A 14,520-nucleotide genomic window follows, 5' to 3' on the forward strand; every position below is an offset into this window, starting at 1 on the left:
ATGCGGGACCCGCTGTCCGTCCTCACCGACGCCTTCACGTCCTTCCTGTTCGGGAAGGTCGAGACGACCCGCCTGCCGGTCCGCACGTCGACCGGCCAGGCGCAGGCGGTCTACCTGCCGACGGCCGCACCCGGTCTCGGCGACTCCGGCGTCATCATCGGCCGCGAGGTCTACTCCGGGAAGGGGTACATCTACGACCCCTTCCAGCTGTACGGCCAGCAGCTCCCCGCGCCGCACTGGCTCGTCCTCGGCGAGTCCGGCAACGGCAAGTCGGCGCTGGAGAAGACGTACGTCCTGCGCCAGCTGCGCTTCCGCGACCGCCAGGTCGTCGTCCTCGACGCCCAGGGCGAGGACGGCGTCGGCGAGTGGAACCTGATCGCGCAGGAGCTGGGCATAACGCCCATCCGGCTGGACCCGATGGCCGCCCTGGACCACGGCATCCGGCTCAACCCGCTCGACCCGGCGATCACCACGACCGGACAGCTCGCCCTGCTGCGCACCATCATCGAGGTGGCGATGGGCCACGGCCTCGACGAGCGCTCCGGCTTCGCGCTGAAGGTCGCCCACGCCTACGTCAACGAGACCATCGTCGAACGCCAGCCCGTCCTCTCCGACATCGTCGAGCAACTGCGCCACCCCGAACCGGAGTCGGCCGAGGCGATGAACGTCGACATAGACGACGTACGGGCGTGGGGCCTGGACGTCGCCCTGGTCCTGGACCGGCTCGTCGACGGTGACCTGCGCGGCATGTTCGACGGCCCGACCACGGTCGGCATCGACCTGGACGCCCCGCTGATCGTCTTCGACCTGTCCCACATCGACCGCAACTCCATCGCCATGCCCATCCTCATGGCGATCGTCGGCGTGTGGCTGGAGCACACGTGGATCCGCCCCGACCGGAAGAAGCGCATCTTCCTGGTCGAGGAGGCCTGGCACATCATCAACAGCCCGTTCGTGGCCCAGCTGTTCCAGCGGCTGCTGAAGTTCGGCCGGCGGCTCGGCCTGTCCTTCGTCGCGGTCGTCCACCACCTGTCCGACGTGGTCGACGGCGCGGCCGCGAAGGAGGCCGCCGCCATCCTGAAGATGGCGTCCACCCGGACGATCTACGCCCAGAAAGCCGATGAGGCCAGGGCCACCGGCCGTGTCCTCGGGCTGCCGAGGTGGGCGGTGGAGATCATCCCCACCCTCACCCCCGGCATCGCCGTCTGGGACGTCAACGGCAACGTCCAGGTCGTCAAACACCTGGTCACCGAGACCGAACGCCCGCTCGTCTTCACCGACCGCGCGATGACCGAGTCCGCCAGCGACTTCCTCGACCACGACGCCCTGCGCGCCGCCGAGCTGGAAGCCGAAGAGCGGGCCGCGGCCTTCGTCGAGCAGCACCTCGGCGACTCCGAGTCCACGGTGGCCTGACGATGAGACCGGACGACCGCGACAGCCGCCGAAGCGCCCAGGGCGGTATCCCCGACGGTCTGCTGATCGGCATACTCGCGTTCCTGCTCGGCATGACCCTGATGGTCTGGTCGGCCACCGGCCTCGCCGCCTGGTTCGCCCACGGCGCCTGGCCGGACACCGTCACCTTCGCCCGTACGCCGCTGGCCATGCGCAGCCTGATCGCCCAGCCGCACGACATCCCGGGCGCCTGGCCGGACACCCCGGCCGGGCAGCTGTCGGGGTACGGGCTGTTCTGGGGGCTGTTCATCGGACAGCTGATGGTGCTGGTCGTGCTGAGCGTGTTCGTCCTGGGCACGGTGGCCCGCTGGCGCGCGGGCCGGGCCCGCCGACGCCACCAGCCGGTGCCGGAGGCCGCCCCGACGCCCGCGTCCGCCGGTGCTCCGGAGCCGCAGTACGAGGTCCCCACGCCCCGCAGGGAGCCCGACCCCGCCCCGGCCCACGCCGCCGCCGGCCCGGTCCCGGCACCCGCCCCGCTCGCCCCGGCGCAGCAGGAGCACGCGGTGGAGGCCCGTGCGGCAGAGGCCCGTGCGGAGCCCGTGCCTCAGGGGGAGGGGCACGGGCAGGTCCCGTACGAGCCGGTCCCGGCCCCCGCGCCCGCACCCGCACCCACACCCGCCGGACAGCGTCTGATCCTCGCCCCGCGCGAACTGCGCCACGCCACCGCCGTCCAGGCCGTGCGCGACGCCGCCGGCCCCACCCTCGTCGTGACCTCCAACCCGGCCCTGTGGTCCGACACCAAGGACGCCCGCGCCAAACTGGGCCCGGTCCTCCTCTACGACCCCCACCACCTGTGCGACACCCCGTCCCGGCTGCACTGGTCCCCCACCGCGGGCTGCGAGTCCCAGCAGACGGCGGTCCGGCGCGCCGTGGCGCTCCTCGCGCCCGTCCGCCCCACCGCCCGGATCGACCAGGCGGTCACCGACACGGCCGAGACCCTGCTGCGCTGCTGTCTGCACGCCGCCGCCCTGGACGGCCGTACGATCCGCCACGTCCACCGCTGGTCCCAGGGCACCCACATCCAGGAAGCCGTCCGGACCCTGCGCACCCACCCCAAGGCGGCACCCGGCTCCGCCGGCGAGCTGGAGTCCGCGCTCACCGCGCACCCCGAGCGCCGCGACATGGCCCAGCAGCTGATCGGCCGCGCCCTGTCCGCGCTGTCCACGGTCCACGTGCGCGAGGCATGCACTCCAAACCGAAATGATGCCCTCGCCTTGGATTCCTTCATCGCGGAAGGGGGAAGTCTTTACGTGGTGGGTGAATCCATCGAGGACCCCAGGACCGACCCGGGCGCGATGCCCTTCCTGACGGCCCTCGTCTCCAGCGTGGTCGAGCACGGCCGGCGCATGGCCGAAAGGTCATCCCCCGGTCGGCTCGACCCACCAGTCACCCTCGTCCTGGACGACGTGGCGGCCGTCGCCCCGCTCCCCCAGCTCCCGGACCTCCTCGCGACCGGCCCGGACCGGGGCATGCCCACGCTCGCCCTGCTCCGCTCCCGCGAACAGGCCCGCTCCCGCTGGCCCCACGACGAGCTGCCCCTTTGAGGCCACGAGCCGGAGCCGAGCCGGGAACGCCGGGGCGTCACAGGCCCAGCTGAAGTCGAGGCGTCACAGGCCCACGGGCCCCGCCGGCCCGCAGGGCACGCCTCAGCCCGCGGCCCGCTCCAGCACGTACTCCAGCTCCCGCTCCTCCTCCCGCCCCTGCAGCGGCACCACCACCCCGCTCGGCGCGAAGCCCATCTTCCGGTAGAAGCCCTGGGCCCGCTCGTTGTCCTCGTGCACGATCAACCGCACCCGCTCCAGCCCGATCTCCCCGCACCAGGCCAGCACCGCCTCGAACAGCCGCTCGCTCAGTCCGCGCCCGCGGTACTCGGGCCGTACGAACACCCCGACCACATGCCCCTGCCGGCGCTCGACCGGGAACCCCGCCCAGTCCGTCGTCCCGGCCTCCTCGACCAGCACCGTCACGGTCCCCGCCCAGTCGCCGTCCGCCCCCTCGGCGATGACCTGCCGCGCCCCGGTCCCTCCCTCGGCCACGCTCGCCGTCCGCTCCCGCCAGAAGGAGTCCGGACGGTTCACGGCCGTCTCATAGGTCTCCAGAAAGGCGAGGTGGGCGAGCGGATCACGGAGCGCGGCCAAGCGCAGTGCCTTCGCGGCCGGCCACTCCTCGGCCCGCACCGCGCGCACCACGAACATCTTGTCAACATCCCTGACAGAACCCATGCCGGCCACCGTAGTACCGGGGTACCACGCCGCTCACCCGGAATACTGCCCGCGGTCGGACGCCCGCCGCCCCCGCGCGGACGAGCATCGGAGCATGATTACGGCACAGGACCTCACCAAGCGCTACGGCGACAAGACCGTCGTCTCCGGCCTCTCCTTCACCGTCCGGCCGGGCACCGTCACCGGCTTCCTCGGCCCCAACGGTGCCGGCAAGTCCACCACGATGCGGATGCTCCTCGGCCTGGACGCCCCCACCCGCGGCCGCACCGCCATCAACGGCCGCCCCTACGCCGCCCATCCCGCACCCCTCACCCAGGTCGGCGCCCTGCTGGAGGCCCGCTCGGTGCACCCCGGCCGCACCGCCCGCCACCACCTGACCGCCCTCGCCCTCACCCACGGCATCCCCCGCGCCCGCGTCGCCCGGGTACTGGACCTCACCGGCCTCACCGACGTCGCGAACCGCCGCGTCAAGGGCTTCTCCCTCGGCATGGGCCAGCGCCTCGGCATCGCCGCCGCCCTGCTCGGCGACCCGGAGGTGCTCATCCTCGACGAGCCGGTCAACGGCCTCGACCCCGAGGGCGTCCTGTGGATCCGCACCCTGCTCAAGTCCCTCGCCGCCGAAGGCCGCACCGTCCTCGTCTCCTCCCACCTCATGAGCGAGATGGCCCTGACCGCCGAGCACCTGATCATCATCGGCCGCGGCCGCCTCCTCGCCGACACCACGGTCGCGGACTTCGTACGCCAGTCCGGAGCCGGCACCGTCAAGGTCGTCACCCCCGAAGCCACCGCCCTCGCCCGGCAGCTGTCCGCCCCCGGCGTCGACATCACCAGCGACACCCCCGGCACCCTCCACGTCCACGGCACCGACGCCGAGGACATCGGCCGCACCGCCGCCGCCCACGGCATCCCCCTGTTCGAACTGACCCCGCGCGCCGTCTCCCTCGAGGAGGCCTTCATGAACCTCACCCGCGACGCGGTGGAGTACACCGCCACCCTCGAAGGAGCCTCCGCATGACCACCCTGGCGGTCACCCCGGCCCGCGTCCTGCACGCCGAATGGCACAAGCTGTGGACGCTCCGCTCCACCTGGCTCAACCTCGCCCTGATCCCCCTGCTGACGATCGGCACGGGCGTCGCCGTCGGCAGCGCCTACGAGTCCGGCGACGCCACCGGGATGGACACCGTCCTGCTCACCCTCCTCGGTATGCAGTTCAGCCAGATCACCGTGGGCGTCCTCGGCATCCTCTCCACCGCCGAGGAACACTCCACGGGTCTCGCCCGCTCCACCATGGCGGCCGTCCCGGCCCGCCTGCCCGTCCTGTGGTCCAAGGCGGCGCTCCTCGGCGCCGTCTCCTTCCTCACCGTCCTCGCCACCAACCTCATCACCTTCCCCCTCGTCCAGACCTTCCTCACCGGCACCGACAAGGAAGCCTCCCTCGGCGACCCGGGCATCCTGCGCGCCCTCGTCGGCAACGCCGCCGGCCTCGCCCTCCTCGCCGTCCTCGCCGCGGGCCTAGGCGCCCTGCTCCGCTCCGTCCCCACCAGCGTCGGCGTCCTGATCGGCGTGGTCATGATCCTCCCGGAGGTGCTGCGGATGCTGCCCTACGACGTCGTCGACGACGCCGTACGCCACTTCCCCGGCAAGGCCCTCGAAGTCCTCACCCACGCCGACCCGGCCCCCGGCATGACCACCCCCGGCACCGCCCTCCTCTCCCTCGCTCTCTGGACGGCGGCCACCCTCGCCGCGGCGGCCGTCATCCTCAAGCGACGGGACGTATGACCCCCGCGCCCCGCACCATGGACGCCATGCCGCAGGCCCCCGAGCCCCTGACCCAGCACATCCAACGCCTCCTCACCCGGGTGCGCGCCTTCGACCGGCGCCACCCGCTGGCCTGGGACCTCCACCTGACCGGCTTGTGCGTCTCCCTCGCCCTGCTGGACTACGCCGCCGACGGCTGGCGCGACCTCGCGCGCGGCACACCCGCCCCCGACTGGCTCGTCGTCGTCCTCAGCCTCGGCTTCTCCGTCCCCCTCCTCCGGCGCCGCACCCACCCCCTCGCGGTCCTGCTGGCCATGACCCCGTCCGCCCTGGTCACCGCCTGGACCGGCACGGTCCTCCAGGCCGCCATGCTCCCACTGGTCGTCGTCTACAACATCGCCCTGCGCCTCCCCCTGCGCTCCCTGTGGTGGACCACCGCCGTCGCTACGCTCCCCACCCTTGTCCTCACTGTCCGTCACCGGGAAAACGGCTGGGACCAGGAGATGGTTCCCCCGCTGATGTCCCTCGCCGTGGCCGTTCTGGCGGGCATCGCGGTCCGCACCCGCCGCGACTACACGGAGGCCCTGGAAGACCGCGCCCGTCGCCTGGAGGTCGAACGCGACCAGCAGGCCCGGCTCGCCGCCGCCGCCGAACGGGCCCGCATCGCCCGCGAGATGCACGACATCATCGGCCACAACCTCTCCGTCATCACCGGCCTGGCCGACGGCGGCCGCTACGCCGCCGCGAAGTCCCCGCAGCGAGCCGCCCAGGCCCTGGACGCCATCGCCGGCACGAGCCGCCAGGCCCTCACCGAACTCCGCCGCCTCCTGGACGTCCTGCGCGACGACCACCAGCACCCCGCGGCCGACCTCGCCCCGCAGCCCGCGCTCACGGACCTGGACCAGCTCATCGACGGCGTCCGCGCGGCCGGCCTCCCCGTCCGCACCACCGTCCACGGCAGCCCGTCCCTCCCTCCGGGCCGCCAGCTCACCGTCTACCGCGTCATCCAGGAGGCCCTGACCAACACCCTCAAGCACGCGGGCCCGGACGCCACCGCGGAGATAGTGCTGCGCTACGACGCCCAGGGCGCCACCACCGTCACGATCACCGACACCGGCCACGGCCGGCCCGTGAACGGCACCGGCGGGGGCCGCGGACTTCCCGGCATGCGCGAGCGAACGGCCCTCTACGGCGGCACACTTGAGGCCGGCCCCCGCCCGCACCCCGGACGGGGTTGGCGCGTCCGTCTGCACCTACCGGAGGAAGCACCGCAGTGACGACCGTCCTCATCGCCGACGACCAGCCCCTCCAGCGCCTCGGCTTCCGCATGCTGCTGGAGAGCCAGGACGACATGACGGTCCTCGGCGAGGCCGCCAACGGGACGGAGGCGGTCCGGATGACCGCCGAGCTGCACCCCGACGTCGTCCTGATGGACGTCCGCATGCCCGGCCTCGACGGCATCGAGGCCACCCGCCGCATCGTCGCCACCGGCGACCGCACCCGCGTCCTGATCCTCACCACCTTCGACCTCGACGAGTACGCCTACTCCGGCCTCCGCGCCGGAGCCTCCGGCTTCCTCGTCAAGGACGCCCAGCCCGAGGAACTGCTGTCGGGCATCCGCGCGGTCGCCACCGGGGACGCGGTCGTCGCCCCCAGCACGACTCGCCGCCTCCTCGACGCCTACGCCCAGCACCTCCCGGCCGGCCACCCACCGGCCGGCACCCCGGCACCCGAAGACCCCCGCCTGGCCCCCCTCACCGACCGGGAACGGGAAATCCTCACGGTCATCGGCAAAGGCTGGACGAACACCGAGATAGCGGCCCGCCTGCACCTGGCCGAATCCACGGTGAAAACGCATGTGAGCCGCGTCCTCGCGAAAACGGGCTCACGGGACCGCATTCAGGCGGTGATCCTGGCGTACGACACCAGGCTGGTGGAACCCTCCTGAAACGCAGAAAAGCCCCGTGCCGAATGGCACGGGGCTTTTCTCAATAATTGTTCGGCGGCGTCCTACTCTCCCACAGGGTCCCCCCTGCAGTACCATCGGCGCTGTAAGGCTTAGCTTCTTCCCGCTCTCGCGTTTCCCTTTCCGGCGGTTCCGACTCTATCAGATCCTTTCGGGCCTGACTCCCAGTCAGAGGGGCTTGTCTTTCCGGCCGTTGGGCCGTTCCGACGTCTCAAACTTTAGCGGATCCGTCCGGCGATTCCCAATCGGACTGCCGGGCCCCTATTCGAATTGAATTCGGGCACGCCGAAATCAACCCCGTCGGGAGATCGTGCTTGTGGTTTGAGGTGCCGCTCTCGCGGCGGAAGTGTCGTCGCAGAACCGTTCCGGCTCCCTGACAACCCGAAGAACTCTACGGATCCGTCCAGGGGGTGTCAAGTACCCCCTGTCAAGATCTTTTCCGACCCCGGTGACGGCCTGGTCAGTCCAGGTCGGAGAGGCGGCCGCCGGCGTCCGGCTGGGCGTGCTCCACCCTGCGGAGCAGCCGGGTCAGGACCTCGCCGAGGGCCGTTCGCTCCGCGGGGGTGAGGTCCTGGAGCAGGTCCTCCTCGAACACGGTCGCGAGGCGCATGGCCTCCAGCCACTTCTCGCGGCCCTCGGGGGTCAGCTCCACGATCACCCGTACGCGGTTGTTCTCGTCCCGCTCCCGGGTGACCAGGCCCTCGGCGACCATGCGGTCGATGCGGTGGGTCATGGCGGCCGGGGTGAGGCCGAGGCGCTTGGCGAGGTCGCCGGGGCCCATGCGGTAGGGCGCGCCGGAGAGGACGAGGGCCTTGAGGACCTCCCACTCGGCGTTGCTGATGCCGAGGGCGGCGGTCTGCCGGCCGTAGGCGACGTTCATGCGGCGGTTCAGCCGGGACAGCGCCGACACGATCTTCTCGACCTGGGGGTCGAGGTCCTGGAACTCGCGCTGGTACGCGGCGATCTGTTCTTCGAGTGTCGGCTCGGCGCCGAGTGTGCCGGGGATGTCGCCCATGGGCGCAGTATCGCACGCCGTTGCTTTGCCTTGAAGTCCTTCGATGTGTACTCTTTAGCTTCGAACTTTACTTTCGAAGTCTTCAGGTCTAACTAGTGAGAGAGGTGAACGTGACCAGGGCGATGGGCGCTGCGATGCGCCGGATCCATGTGGGCAACGCACTCAGCGCGTTCGGACTCGGCTTCACCGTCCCCTACCTGTACGTCTATGTGGCGCAGGTGCGGGGGCTCGGTGCCGTGACGGCGGGGCTGGTCCTCGCCGTGTTCGCCGTGGCCGCGCTGATCGTGCTGCCGTTCGCCGGCCGGGCGATCGTGCGGCAGGGCCCGCTTCCGGTGCTGCAGACCGCCCTGGTGACGGCCGCCGTCGGTGCGCTGGGCCTCGGGCTCGCGGGGGGCGCGGCGAGCGTGCTGGCCGCGGCGGCGCTGCTCGGTGCCGGGCAGGCCGTGATGCAGCCGGCGCTGGCCACGATGATCGTGGACTGCTCGACCGCGGAGACGCGGTCGCGGGCGTTCGCCATGCAGTTCTTCCTGCAGAACCTGGGTCTCGGTGTCGGCGGTCTGATCGGCGGGCACCTCGTCGACACCACGCGCGTCTCCTCCTTCACGCTGCTGTTCGCGATCGAGGCGGCGATGTTCCTGCTGCTGGTCGTGGTGATGGCGACGGTGCGGATGCCGCACTCGCCGCGGATGGAGAGCGCGCCGAAGGAGTCCGGGAAGGGCGGCTGGAGGCAACTGCTCGAAAACCGGGCGATGGTGCAGCTGTGTGTGCTCGGGTTCGTGCTGTTCTTCGCCTGCTACGGACAGTTCGAGTCCGGTCTGAGCGCCTACGGTGTCGAGGCCGCCGGGATCTCGACGTCGGCGCTGGGCACCGCGCTCGCGGCGAACACCGGGATGATCGTGGTGGCCCAGTTCCTGGTGCTGCGGTTCGTCGAGCGGCGGCGGCGCTCGCGGGTGATCGCGGCCGTGGGTCTGATCTGGGCCGTGGCGTGGCTGGCGGCCGGGTACGCGGGGCTGGGGCACGGCAGCCAGGAGATGGCGACGGCGGCCTTCGTCTCGACGTACGCGCTGTTCGGGCTGGGTGAGGCGATGCTGTCGCCGACCGTGGCGCCGCTGGTCGCGGATCTGGCGCCGGAGGGCCTGGCCGGGCAGTACAACTCGGCGTTCGCGCTGGTCAAGCAGCTCGCTCTGGCGGTCGGGCCGGCGGTGGGCGGGCCCATGGGGGCCTCGCTGCACGCGCCGTACATCGTGACCTTCCTGCTGTTCTCGCTCGGCATCAGCGTGCTGGCGATCCGGCTGGGCCGTCGCCTCACCGAGGCGCAGGACCAGCCGTGGCTCGCCAGGAACCGGGTGGTCGCGCGCGGTGGCCCGGCGGCGGAGCCGGTGTCCGCGGAGGCGTGAGAGCGGAGAGTGCGGTCGGGGCGCCGGCCGGGTGCGTGGGCACCCGGCCGGCGTTTCGCTGTCAGGGGGTGCGGGGCAGCGCGAACTCGCACCAGACCGCCTTGCCGCCGCCCGGGGTGCGGCGGCATCCCCAGTTCGACGCGATGGTCGCGACGATGGCGATGCCCCGGCCGGACTCGTCGCCGGGTTCCGCGCGGCGGCGGCGCGGGAGGTGGTCGTCGCCGTCCGTCACCTCGATGATCAGGCGGCGGTCGGTGCGGCGCAGCCGCAGGCGCATGGGCGGGGTGCCGTGCTGGAGGGAGTTCGCCACCAGCTCGCTCGCGGCCAGGACGCCCAGGTCGTGCAGGTCGGCGGGAAAGCGCCAGCTGGTGAGGACTCCGGAGGCGAAGGCACGCGCGCGGGGGGCCGCTTCCACGCCGCCGAGGAGTTCCAGGGCGGCGTTGCGGAACAGTTCGGCGTCGGGGCCGGTGCGGGCCGGGTGCTGGAGGACGAGGACGGCGACGTCGTCGTCGTGGTCGGCGGTGACGCCCGCGGTGCGGACCAGGCGGTCGCAGACGACCTGCGGGGTACCGGTGGCGCCGGCGAGGGCGCGTTCCAGGGCGGCGATGCCCTCGTCGAGGTCCGCGTCGCGGCGTTCGACCAGGCCGTCGGTGTAGAGGACGGCGGTGGAGCCGGGGCCCAGGGCGATCGAGCCGGAGGAGTGCATCCAGCCGCCGGTGCCGAGCGGCGGGCCGGTGGGTTCGTCGGTGCGCTGGACGGTGCCGCTCTCGTCTCGGACGAGGATCGGCAGGTGGCCCGCCGAGGCGTACACCAGCCGTCCCTCGTTCGGGTCGTGGATGGCGTAGACGCAGGTGGCGATCTGGTTGGCGTCGATCTCGGTGGCGAGGCCGTCGAGGAGTTGCAGGACCTCGTGCGGGGGCAGGTCAAGGCGGGCGTAGGCGCGTACGGCGGTGCGGAGCTGGCCCATGACGGCCGCCGCACGGACGCCGCGGCCCATGACGTCGCCGATGACGAGGGCGGTGCGGCCGCCGCCGAGGGTGATCACGTCGTACCAGTCGCCGCCGACGGCCGCCTCGGTGCCGCCGGGGTGGTAGGTCGCGGCGATCCGCAGATCGTCCGGCTGTTCGAGTTCCTGGGGAAGCAGGGAGCGCTGGAGGGTGACGGCGGTCTCGCACTGGCGGCGTTCGCTGGCGCGCAGGCGTTCGACGGCCTCCGCGTGGTCGGTGACGTCGGTGGCGAAGACGAGTACTCCGCCGCCGGTGCCGGCGCCTTCGCGGACCGGGGTGCAGGTGAACGTGTAGGAGCGGCCGTCGGGAGCCTTGCGGGACTTCAGGGTGCGGGGCTTGCCGCTGCGCAGGACCTGGTCGAGGAGGGGCAGCAGGCCCAGTGCACACAGCTCGGGCAGGGCGTCGCGGGCGGGTTCGCCGGGCGGGCGGGCGCCGAAGGCCGCGGCGTACGCCTCGTTGACGTACGCCAGCCGGTGGTCGGTGCCGTGGACGAGGGCGACCAGGGCGGGGGTGCGGTCGAGGACCTCGCGCACCGGAAGGTCGTCGACGGCGGGGACGGGCGGCGGCTCGTCGGTGAGGTGTTCGGCGCGGGCCGCGGGGACGGCGCCCTCGCCCCGCCGGTCCGGGGTGGCCGTGGGTTCGGTCCGCGCTGCGGCGCGGCGCTGCGTTCCGGGGAGCCGGGCGCTCCAGCGCGTGAAGTTCACGAATCCTTGCCTCGTGTAGTCGTCGTCGGCCGGCTCCGGACCCGGCCCGGTCCTCCGGGGGCGGCGCGGTGGTGACCGCGGGGGGCCACCGCCCCTGGGAAGTGCGGCACGGGGAAAGCCTCGTGGGTTCGGCGGGCGGGGCGGGCGGCGGACCGCCCTGTCGGCGGGGACCAGTCTGGCAGTGTGGCCGACCGGACCGACATCCGTCAGACGCCCCGGCCACCGCGGGAGTTCCTCGCTCCGGTCAGGACGACCCCTTCGGGTCGTGAGGAGGTTTTCCCCCGGCCGCGAGTTCGAACTCCGCACGGGGATGTTCGAGTGAACCGAGGGAGACGATCTCCCGTTTGAAGAGGCCGGCGAGGGTCCATTCGGCGAGGACGCGCGCCTTGCGGTTGACGGTGGGCACGCGGCTGAGGTGGTAGGCGCGGTGCATGAACCACGCGGGGTAGCCCTTCAGCTTGCGTCCGTAGACGTGGGCGACGCCCTTGTGCAGGCCGAGGGAGGCGACCGAGCCGACGTACTGGTGGGAGTACGTCTCCAGGGGCTCGCCGCGCAGGAAGCGCACGATGTTGTCGCCGAGGACGCGGGCCTGGCGGACGGCGTGCTGGGCGTTGGGGGCGCATTCGGCGCCGGGGCCGGCGGCGGTGACGTCGGGGACGGCGGCGGCGTCGCCCGCGGCCCACGCGTGCGCGTGCCCCTCGACGGTCAGCTCGGCGGTGCACTTCAGGCGGCCCCGCGCGGTGCGCGGCAGGTCGGTGGCGGCGAGCAGGGGGTGGGGCTTGACGCCGGCCGTCCAGACGACCGTACGGGTGGGGTAGCGGCTGCCGTCACTGAGGACGGCGGTCCGGTCGGCGCAGGACTCCAGGCGGGTGCCGAGGAGGACCTGGATGTTGCGGCGGCGCAGTTCGGAGACCGTGTAGCGGCCCATCTCCTCGCCGACCTCGGGCAGGACGCGGTCCGAGGCCTCGACGAGGATCCACTTCATGTCCTCGGGGCGGATGTTGTGGTAGTACCGCGCGGCGTAGCGGGCCATGTCCTGCAGTTCGCCGAGCGCCTCCACGCCGGCGAAGCCGCCGCCGACGAAGACGAAGGTGAGGGCGGCGTCGCGGATCGCGGGGTCGCGGGTGGAGGAGGCGATGTCCATCTGTTCGAGGACGTGGTTGCGCAGGCCGATGGCCTCCTCGACGGTCTTGAAGCCGATGCCGTGGTCGGCGAGGCCGGGCACGGGGAGGGTGCGCGAGACGGAGCCGGGCGCGAGGACCAGTTCGTCGTAGGTGAGCGTTTCCGGGGGTGCGGCGCGCTCCTCGGTGGCGAGGGTGGTGAGGGTCACGGTGCGCTCCGCGTGGCGGACGGACCGGGCCTCGCCGACGATGACGCGGCAGTGCGGCAGGACGCGGCGCAGGGGTACGACGACGTGGCGCGGCGAGATGGCGCCGGCGGCCGCCTCGGGGAGGAACGGCTGGTACGTCATGTACGGGTCAGGGGTGAGGACGGTGATCTCGGCCTCGCCCCGCTTCAGTTCGTGTCTCAGCTTCCGCTGGAGGCGCAGGGCCGTGTACATCCCGACGTAGCCGCCACCGACAACGAGAATGCGCGCACGTTCCTTCACCATCCCATGACGCACCCGTCGCCTGCGTTTGTCCACAGCCCCGGCAATTTGTGTGACAGGGCGCGTGGCGCGGCCGGGGTTGGCCGAATCACCGGGGTACGGGGAAGCGGCGCAGGTCAGGGGGTGTGATCCGAGGGAGGTGCGGGGGTGGAACCGGGACGTACACGACCCGTACTCCGATCGGGGGGCGCTCCGTGCGGAACCTGCCCCTTCTGAATTGACTGTCTCTCAACTATGTTCGTCTCTCGACGGGGTGTAGGGGGATGCCTCTCGTGTCCGCGACGGGCGGGCGCGGCGGGCAGGCTCGACCGGCTGCTCGATGGTTCGGGCGGTTCCACGCGCTCCGGCATCCAATGGCGGGGAGAGTCTCCGGGGGGAGACGTCATTACCGGGGGATTTCTTATGCACATTCAGGACTCTCGTTGGTCTTCCGCGTCTGCCATCGCACCTGGCGGCGCGGTCGGCGCGGCGGTGGGCGGCACGCGCGCGGACGGCGCGCGGACGACACCGCTGCGTGTGGACGCACAGCGCAACCTGGAGCACGTACTGCGCGCGGCCCGTGAGGTCTTCGGCGAGCTGGGGTACGGCGCGCCGATGGAGGACGTGGCGCGGCGCGCGCGCGTCGGTGTCGGCACGGTCTACCGGCGCTTTCCGAGCAAGGACGTCCTGGTCCGGCGGATAGCCGAGGAGGAGACCGCGCGGCTGACCGACCAGGCGCGGGCCGCGCTCGGGCAGGAGGACGAGCCGTGGTCGGCGCTGTCCCGCTTCCTGCGGACCTCGGTCGCGTCGGGCGCGGGTCGGCTGCTGCCGCCGCAGATCCTGCGGGTCGGGGTCGCCGACGAGGCGGGCGCGGCGGCGGACGAGGCGCGGGTGCCGCAGCAGCGGTCCCAGCCGGTCGGCGGTGAGCTGCGGCTGGTGCCGGAGCAGCCGGCGGCCGGGGACGACGCGGGCGCGGCGGCCCTGCTCGACGTGGTGGGCCAGCTCGTGGAGCGGGCCCGCGCGGCGGGCGAGCTGCGGCCGGACGTGTCGGTGTCGGACGTCCTGCTGGTGATCGCGACGGCGGCGCCCTCGCTGCCGGACGCGGCGCAGCAGGCGGCGGCCTCTGCGCGGCTGCTGGACATCCTGCTGGAGGGGCTGCGGTCGCGGCCGGCGTGACCGTCGGTCCCGCGGGTGACCGAGCGGGGCGCTCCAAGGGCTCCAAGGGTGACCCGATGAGGTGACAGGGGCGTGGGTGGCGTGCCGCCCGCGCCCCTTGTCGGCTTGTCGGCTTTTCTCGCGCCGGCGCCTGGCGGGTTCGTGCGCGCCGTGCCGGGTTCGCGCGCGCCGTGTCGCTTCACGGACAGCCGGTGGGTTCGGTGTGCGGGGCGCGCCGTCTGGCGCCCGGGAATGG

General features: G+C 72.6%; 12 protein-coding genes. 8 read left to right on the forward strand and 4 right to left on the reverse strand.

Annotated elements, in window-relative coordinates:
* A complete protein-coding gene (locus tag G7Z13_RS16565; protein ID WP_166000150.1) occupies positions 1–1,413 on the forward strand; it encodes an ATP-binding protein in 1,413 nt (470 codons plus the stop codon).
* 2 nt (positions 1,414–1,415) lie between these two features.
* The gene (locus tag G7Z13_RS16570) at positions 1,416–2,996 is read left to right on the forward strand and encodes a type IV secretory system conjugative DNA transfer family protein (RefSeq protein ID WP_166000152.1); all 1,581 of its coding nucleotides are present in this window, start codon (positions 1,416–1,418) and stop codon (positions 2,994–2,996) included.
* A 102-nt stretch (positions 2,997–3,098) separates the two neighbouring features.
* Here the strand turns inward: G7Z13_RS16570 and G7Z13_RS16575 are convergent, their stop codons facing one another.
* Complete coding sequence (locus G7Z13_RS16575) at positions 3,099–3,674, reverse strand: GNAT family N-acetyltransferase (RefSeq protein WP_166000154.1); 576 nt, start codon at positions 3,672–3,674, stop codon at positions 3,099–3,101.
* A 94-nt stretch (positions 3,675–3,768) separates the two neighbouring features.
* On the opposite strand from G7Z13_RS16575, the gene G7Z13_RS16580 reads away from it, so the two are divergent.
* The 4 genes from G7Z13_RS16580 to G7Z13_RS16595 are packed head-to-tail and all read left to right on the forward strand — an operon-like array spanning position 3,769 to position 7,380.
* On the forward strand, positions 3,769–4,689 hold the full coding sequence (locus G7Z13_RS16580) for an ABC transporter ATP-binding protein (protein ID WP_166000156.1): 921 nt from the start codon (positions 3,769–3,771) through the stop codon (positions 4,687–4,689).
* Positions 4,686–5,453: an ABC transporter permease gene (locus G7Z13_RS16585; RefSeq protein ID WP_166000158.1), complete on the forward strand. Its 768-nt coding sequence runs from the start codon at positions 4,686–4,688 to the stop codon at positions 5,451–5,453. The genes G7Z13_RS16580 and G7Z13_RS16585 overlap by 4 nt, the downstream gene beginning before the upstream one ends.
* Entirely contained in the window at positions 5,450–6,709 is a 1,260-nt protein-coding gene (locus G7Z13_RS16590) for a histidine kinase (protein WP_240926237.1), read from the forward strand. Before G7Z13_RS16585 ends, G7Z13_RS16590 begins: the two co-directional genes overlap by 4 nt.
* Positions 6,706–7,380 (forward strand): response regulator transcription factor, encoded by a 675-nt coding sequence (locus G7Z13_RS16595; protein ID WP_166000160.1) that lies wholly within the window; start codon positions 6,706–6,708, stop codon positions 7,378–7,380. The genes G7Z13_RS16590 and G7Z13_RS16595 overlap by 4 nt, the downstream gene beginning before the upstream one ends.
* Positions 7,381–7,858: 478 nt before the next feature.
* Here G7Z13_RS16595 and G7Z13_RS16600 read toward each other — a convergent pair whose 3' ends face one another.
* Complete coding sequence (locus G7Z13_RS16600; protein WP_166000162.1) at positions 7,859–8,413, reverse strand: MarR family transcriptional regulator; 555 nt, start codon at positions 8,411–8,413, stop codon at positions 7,859–7,861.
* 122 nt (positions 8,414–8,535) lie between these two features.
* On the opposite strand from G7Z13_RS16600, the gene G7Z13_RS16605 reads away from it, so the two are divergent.
* Positions 8,536–9,810: an MFS transporter gene (locus G7Z13_RS16605; RefSeq protein ID WP_206313218.1), complete on the forward strand. Its 1,275-nt coding sequence runs from the start codon at positions 8,536–8,538 to the stop codon at positions 9,808–9,810.
* Positions 9,811–9,871: 61 nt separating this feature from the next.
* Here the strand turns inward: G7Z13_RS16605 and G7Z13_RS16610 are convergent, their stop codons facing one another.
* Positions 9,872–11,521, reverse strand: a complete 1,650-nt coding sequence (locus G7Z13_RS16610) for a SpoIIE family protein phosphatase (RefSeq protein ID WP_166000166.1) — start codon at positions 11,519–11,521, stop codon at positions 9,872–9,874.
* Positions 11,522–11,765: 244 nt separating this feature from the next.
* Entirely contained in the window at positions 11,766–13,133 is a 1,368-nt protein-coding gene (locus G7Z13_RS16615; RefSeq protein ID WP_166000168.1) for an NAD(P)/FAD-dependent oxidoreductase, read from the reverse strand.
* 399 nt (positions 13,134–13,532) lie between these two features.
* Here G7Z13_RS16615 and G7Z13_RS16620 point away from each other — a divergent pair, with 399 nt between their 5' ends.
* Positions 13,533–14,285 carry a helix-turn-helix domain-containing protein gene (locus G7Z13_RS16620; RefSeq protein WP_166000170.1) on the forward strand — a complete coding sequence of 251 codons (753 nt, stop codon included), beginning with the start codon at positions 13,533–13,535 and terminating at the stop codon, positions 14,283–14,285.
* Positions 14,286–14,520 lie beyond the last annotated feature (235 nt).

This window comes from Streptomyces sp. JB150, from assembly GCF_011193355.1.
GTDB lineage: Bacteria > Actinomycetota > Actinomycetes > Streptomycetales > Streptomycetaceae > Streptomyces.

Excerpts from the sequence above, each read along its gene's own strand:
- G7Z13_RS16565 (WP_166000150.1), top strand. The coding sequence starts at position 1 with ATGCGGGACCCGCTGTCCGTCCTCACCGACGCCTTCACGTCCTTCCTG.
- G7Z13_RS16570 (WP_166000152.1), top strand. The coding sequence starts at position 1,416 with ATGAGACCGGACGACCGCGACAGCCGCCGAAGCGCCCAGGGCGGTATC.
- G7Z13_RS16575 (WP_166000154.1), bottom strand. The coding sequence starts at position 3,674 with ATGGGTTCTGTCAGGGATGTTGACAAGATGTTCGTGGTGCGCGCGGTG.
- G7Z13_RS16580 (WP_166000156.1), top strand. The coding sequence starts at position 3,769 with ATGATTACGGCACAGGACCTCACCAAGCGCTACGGCGACAAGACCGTC.
- G7Z13_RS16585 (WP_166000158.1), top strand. The coding sequence starts at position 4,686 with ATGACCACCCTGGCGGTCACCCCGGCCCGCGTCCTGCACGCCGAATGG.
- G7Z13_RS16590 (WP_240926237.1), top strand. The coding sequence starts at position 5,450 with ATGACCCCCGCGCCCCGCACCATGGACGCCATGCCGCAGGCCCCCGAG.
- G7Z13_RS16600 (WP_166000162.1), bottom strand. The coding sequence starts at position 8,413 with ATGGGCGACATCCCCGGCACACTCGGCGCCGAGCCGACACTCGAAGAA.
- G7Z13_RS16605 (WP_206313218.1), top strand. The coding sequence starts at position 8,536 with ATGGGCGCTGCGATGCGCCGGATCCATGTGGGCAACGCACTCAGCGCG.
- G7Z13_RS16615 (WP_166000168.1), bottom strand. The coding sequence starts at position 13,133 with ATGGTGAAGGAACGTGCGCGCATTCTCGTTGTCGGTGGCGGCTACGTC.
- G7Z13_RS16620 (WP_166000170.1), top strand. The coding sequence starts at position 13,533 with ATGCACATTCAGGACTCTCGTTGGTCTTCCGCGTCTGCCATCGCACCT.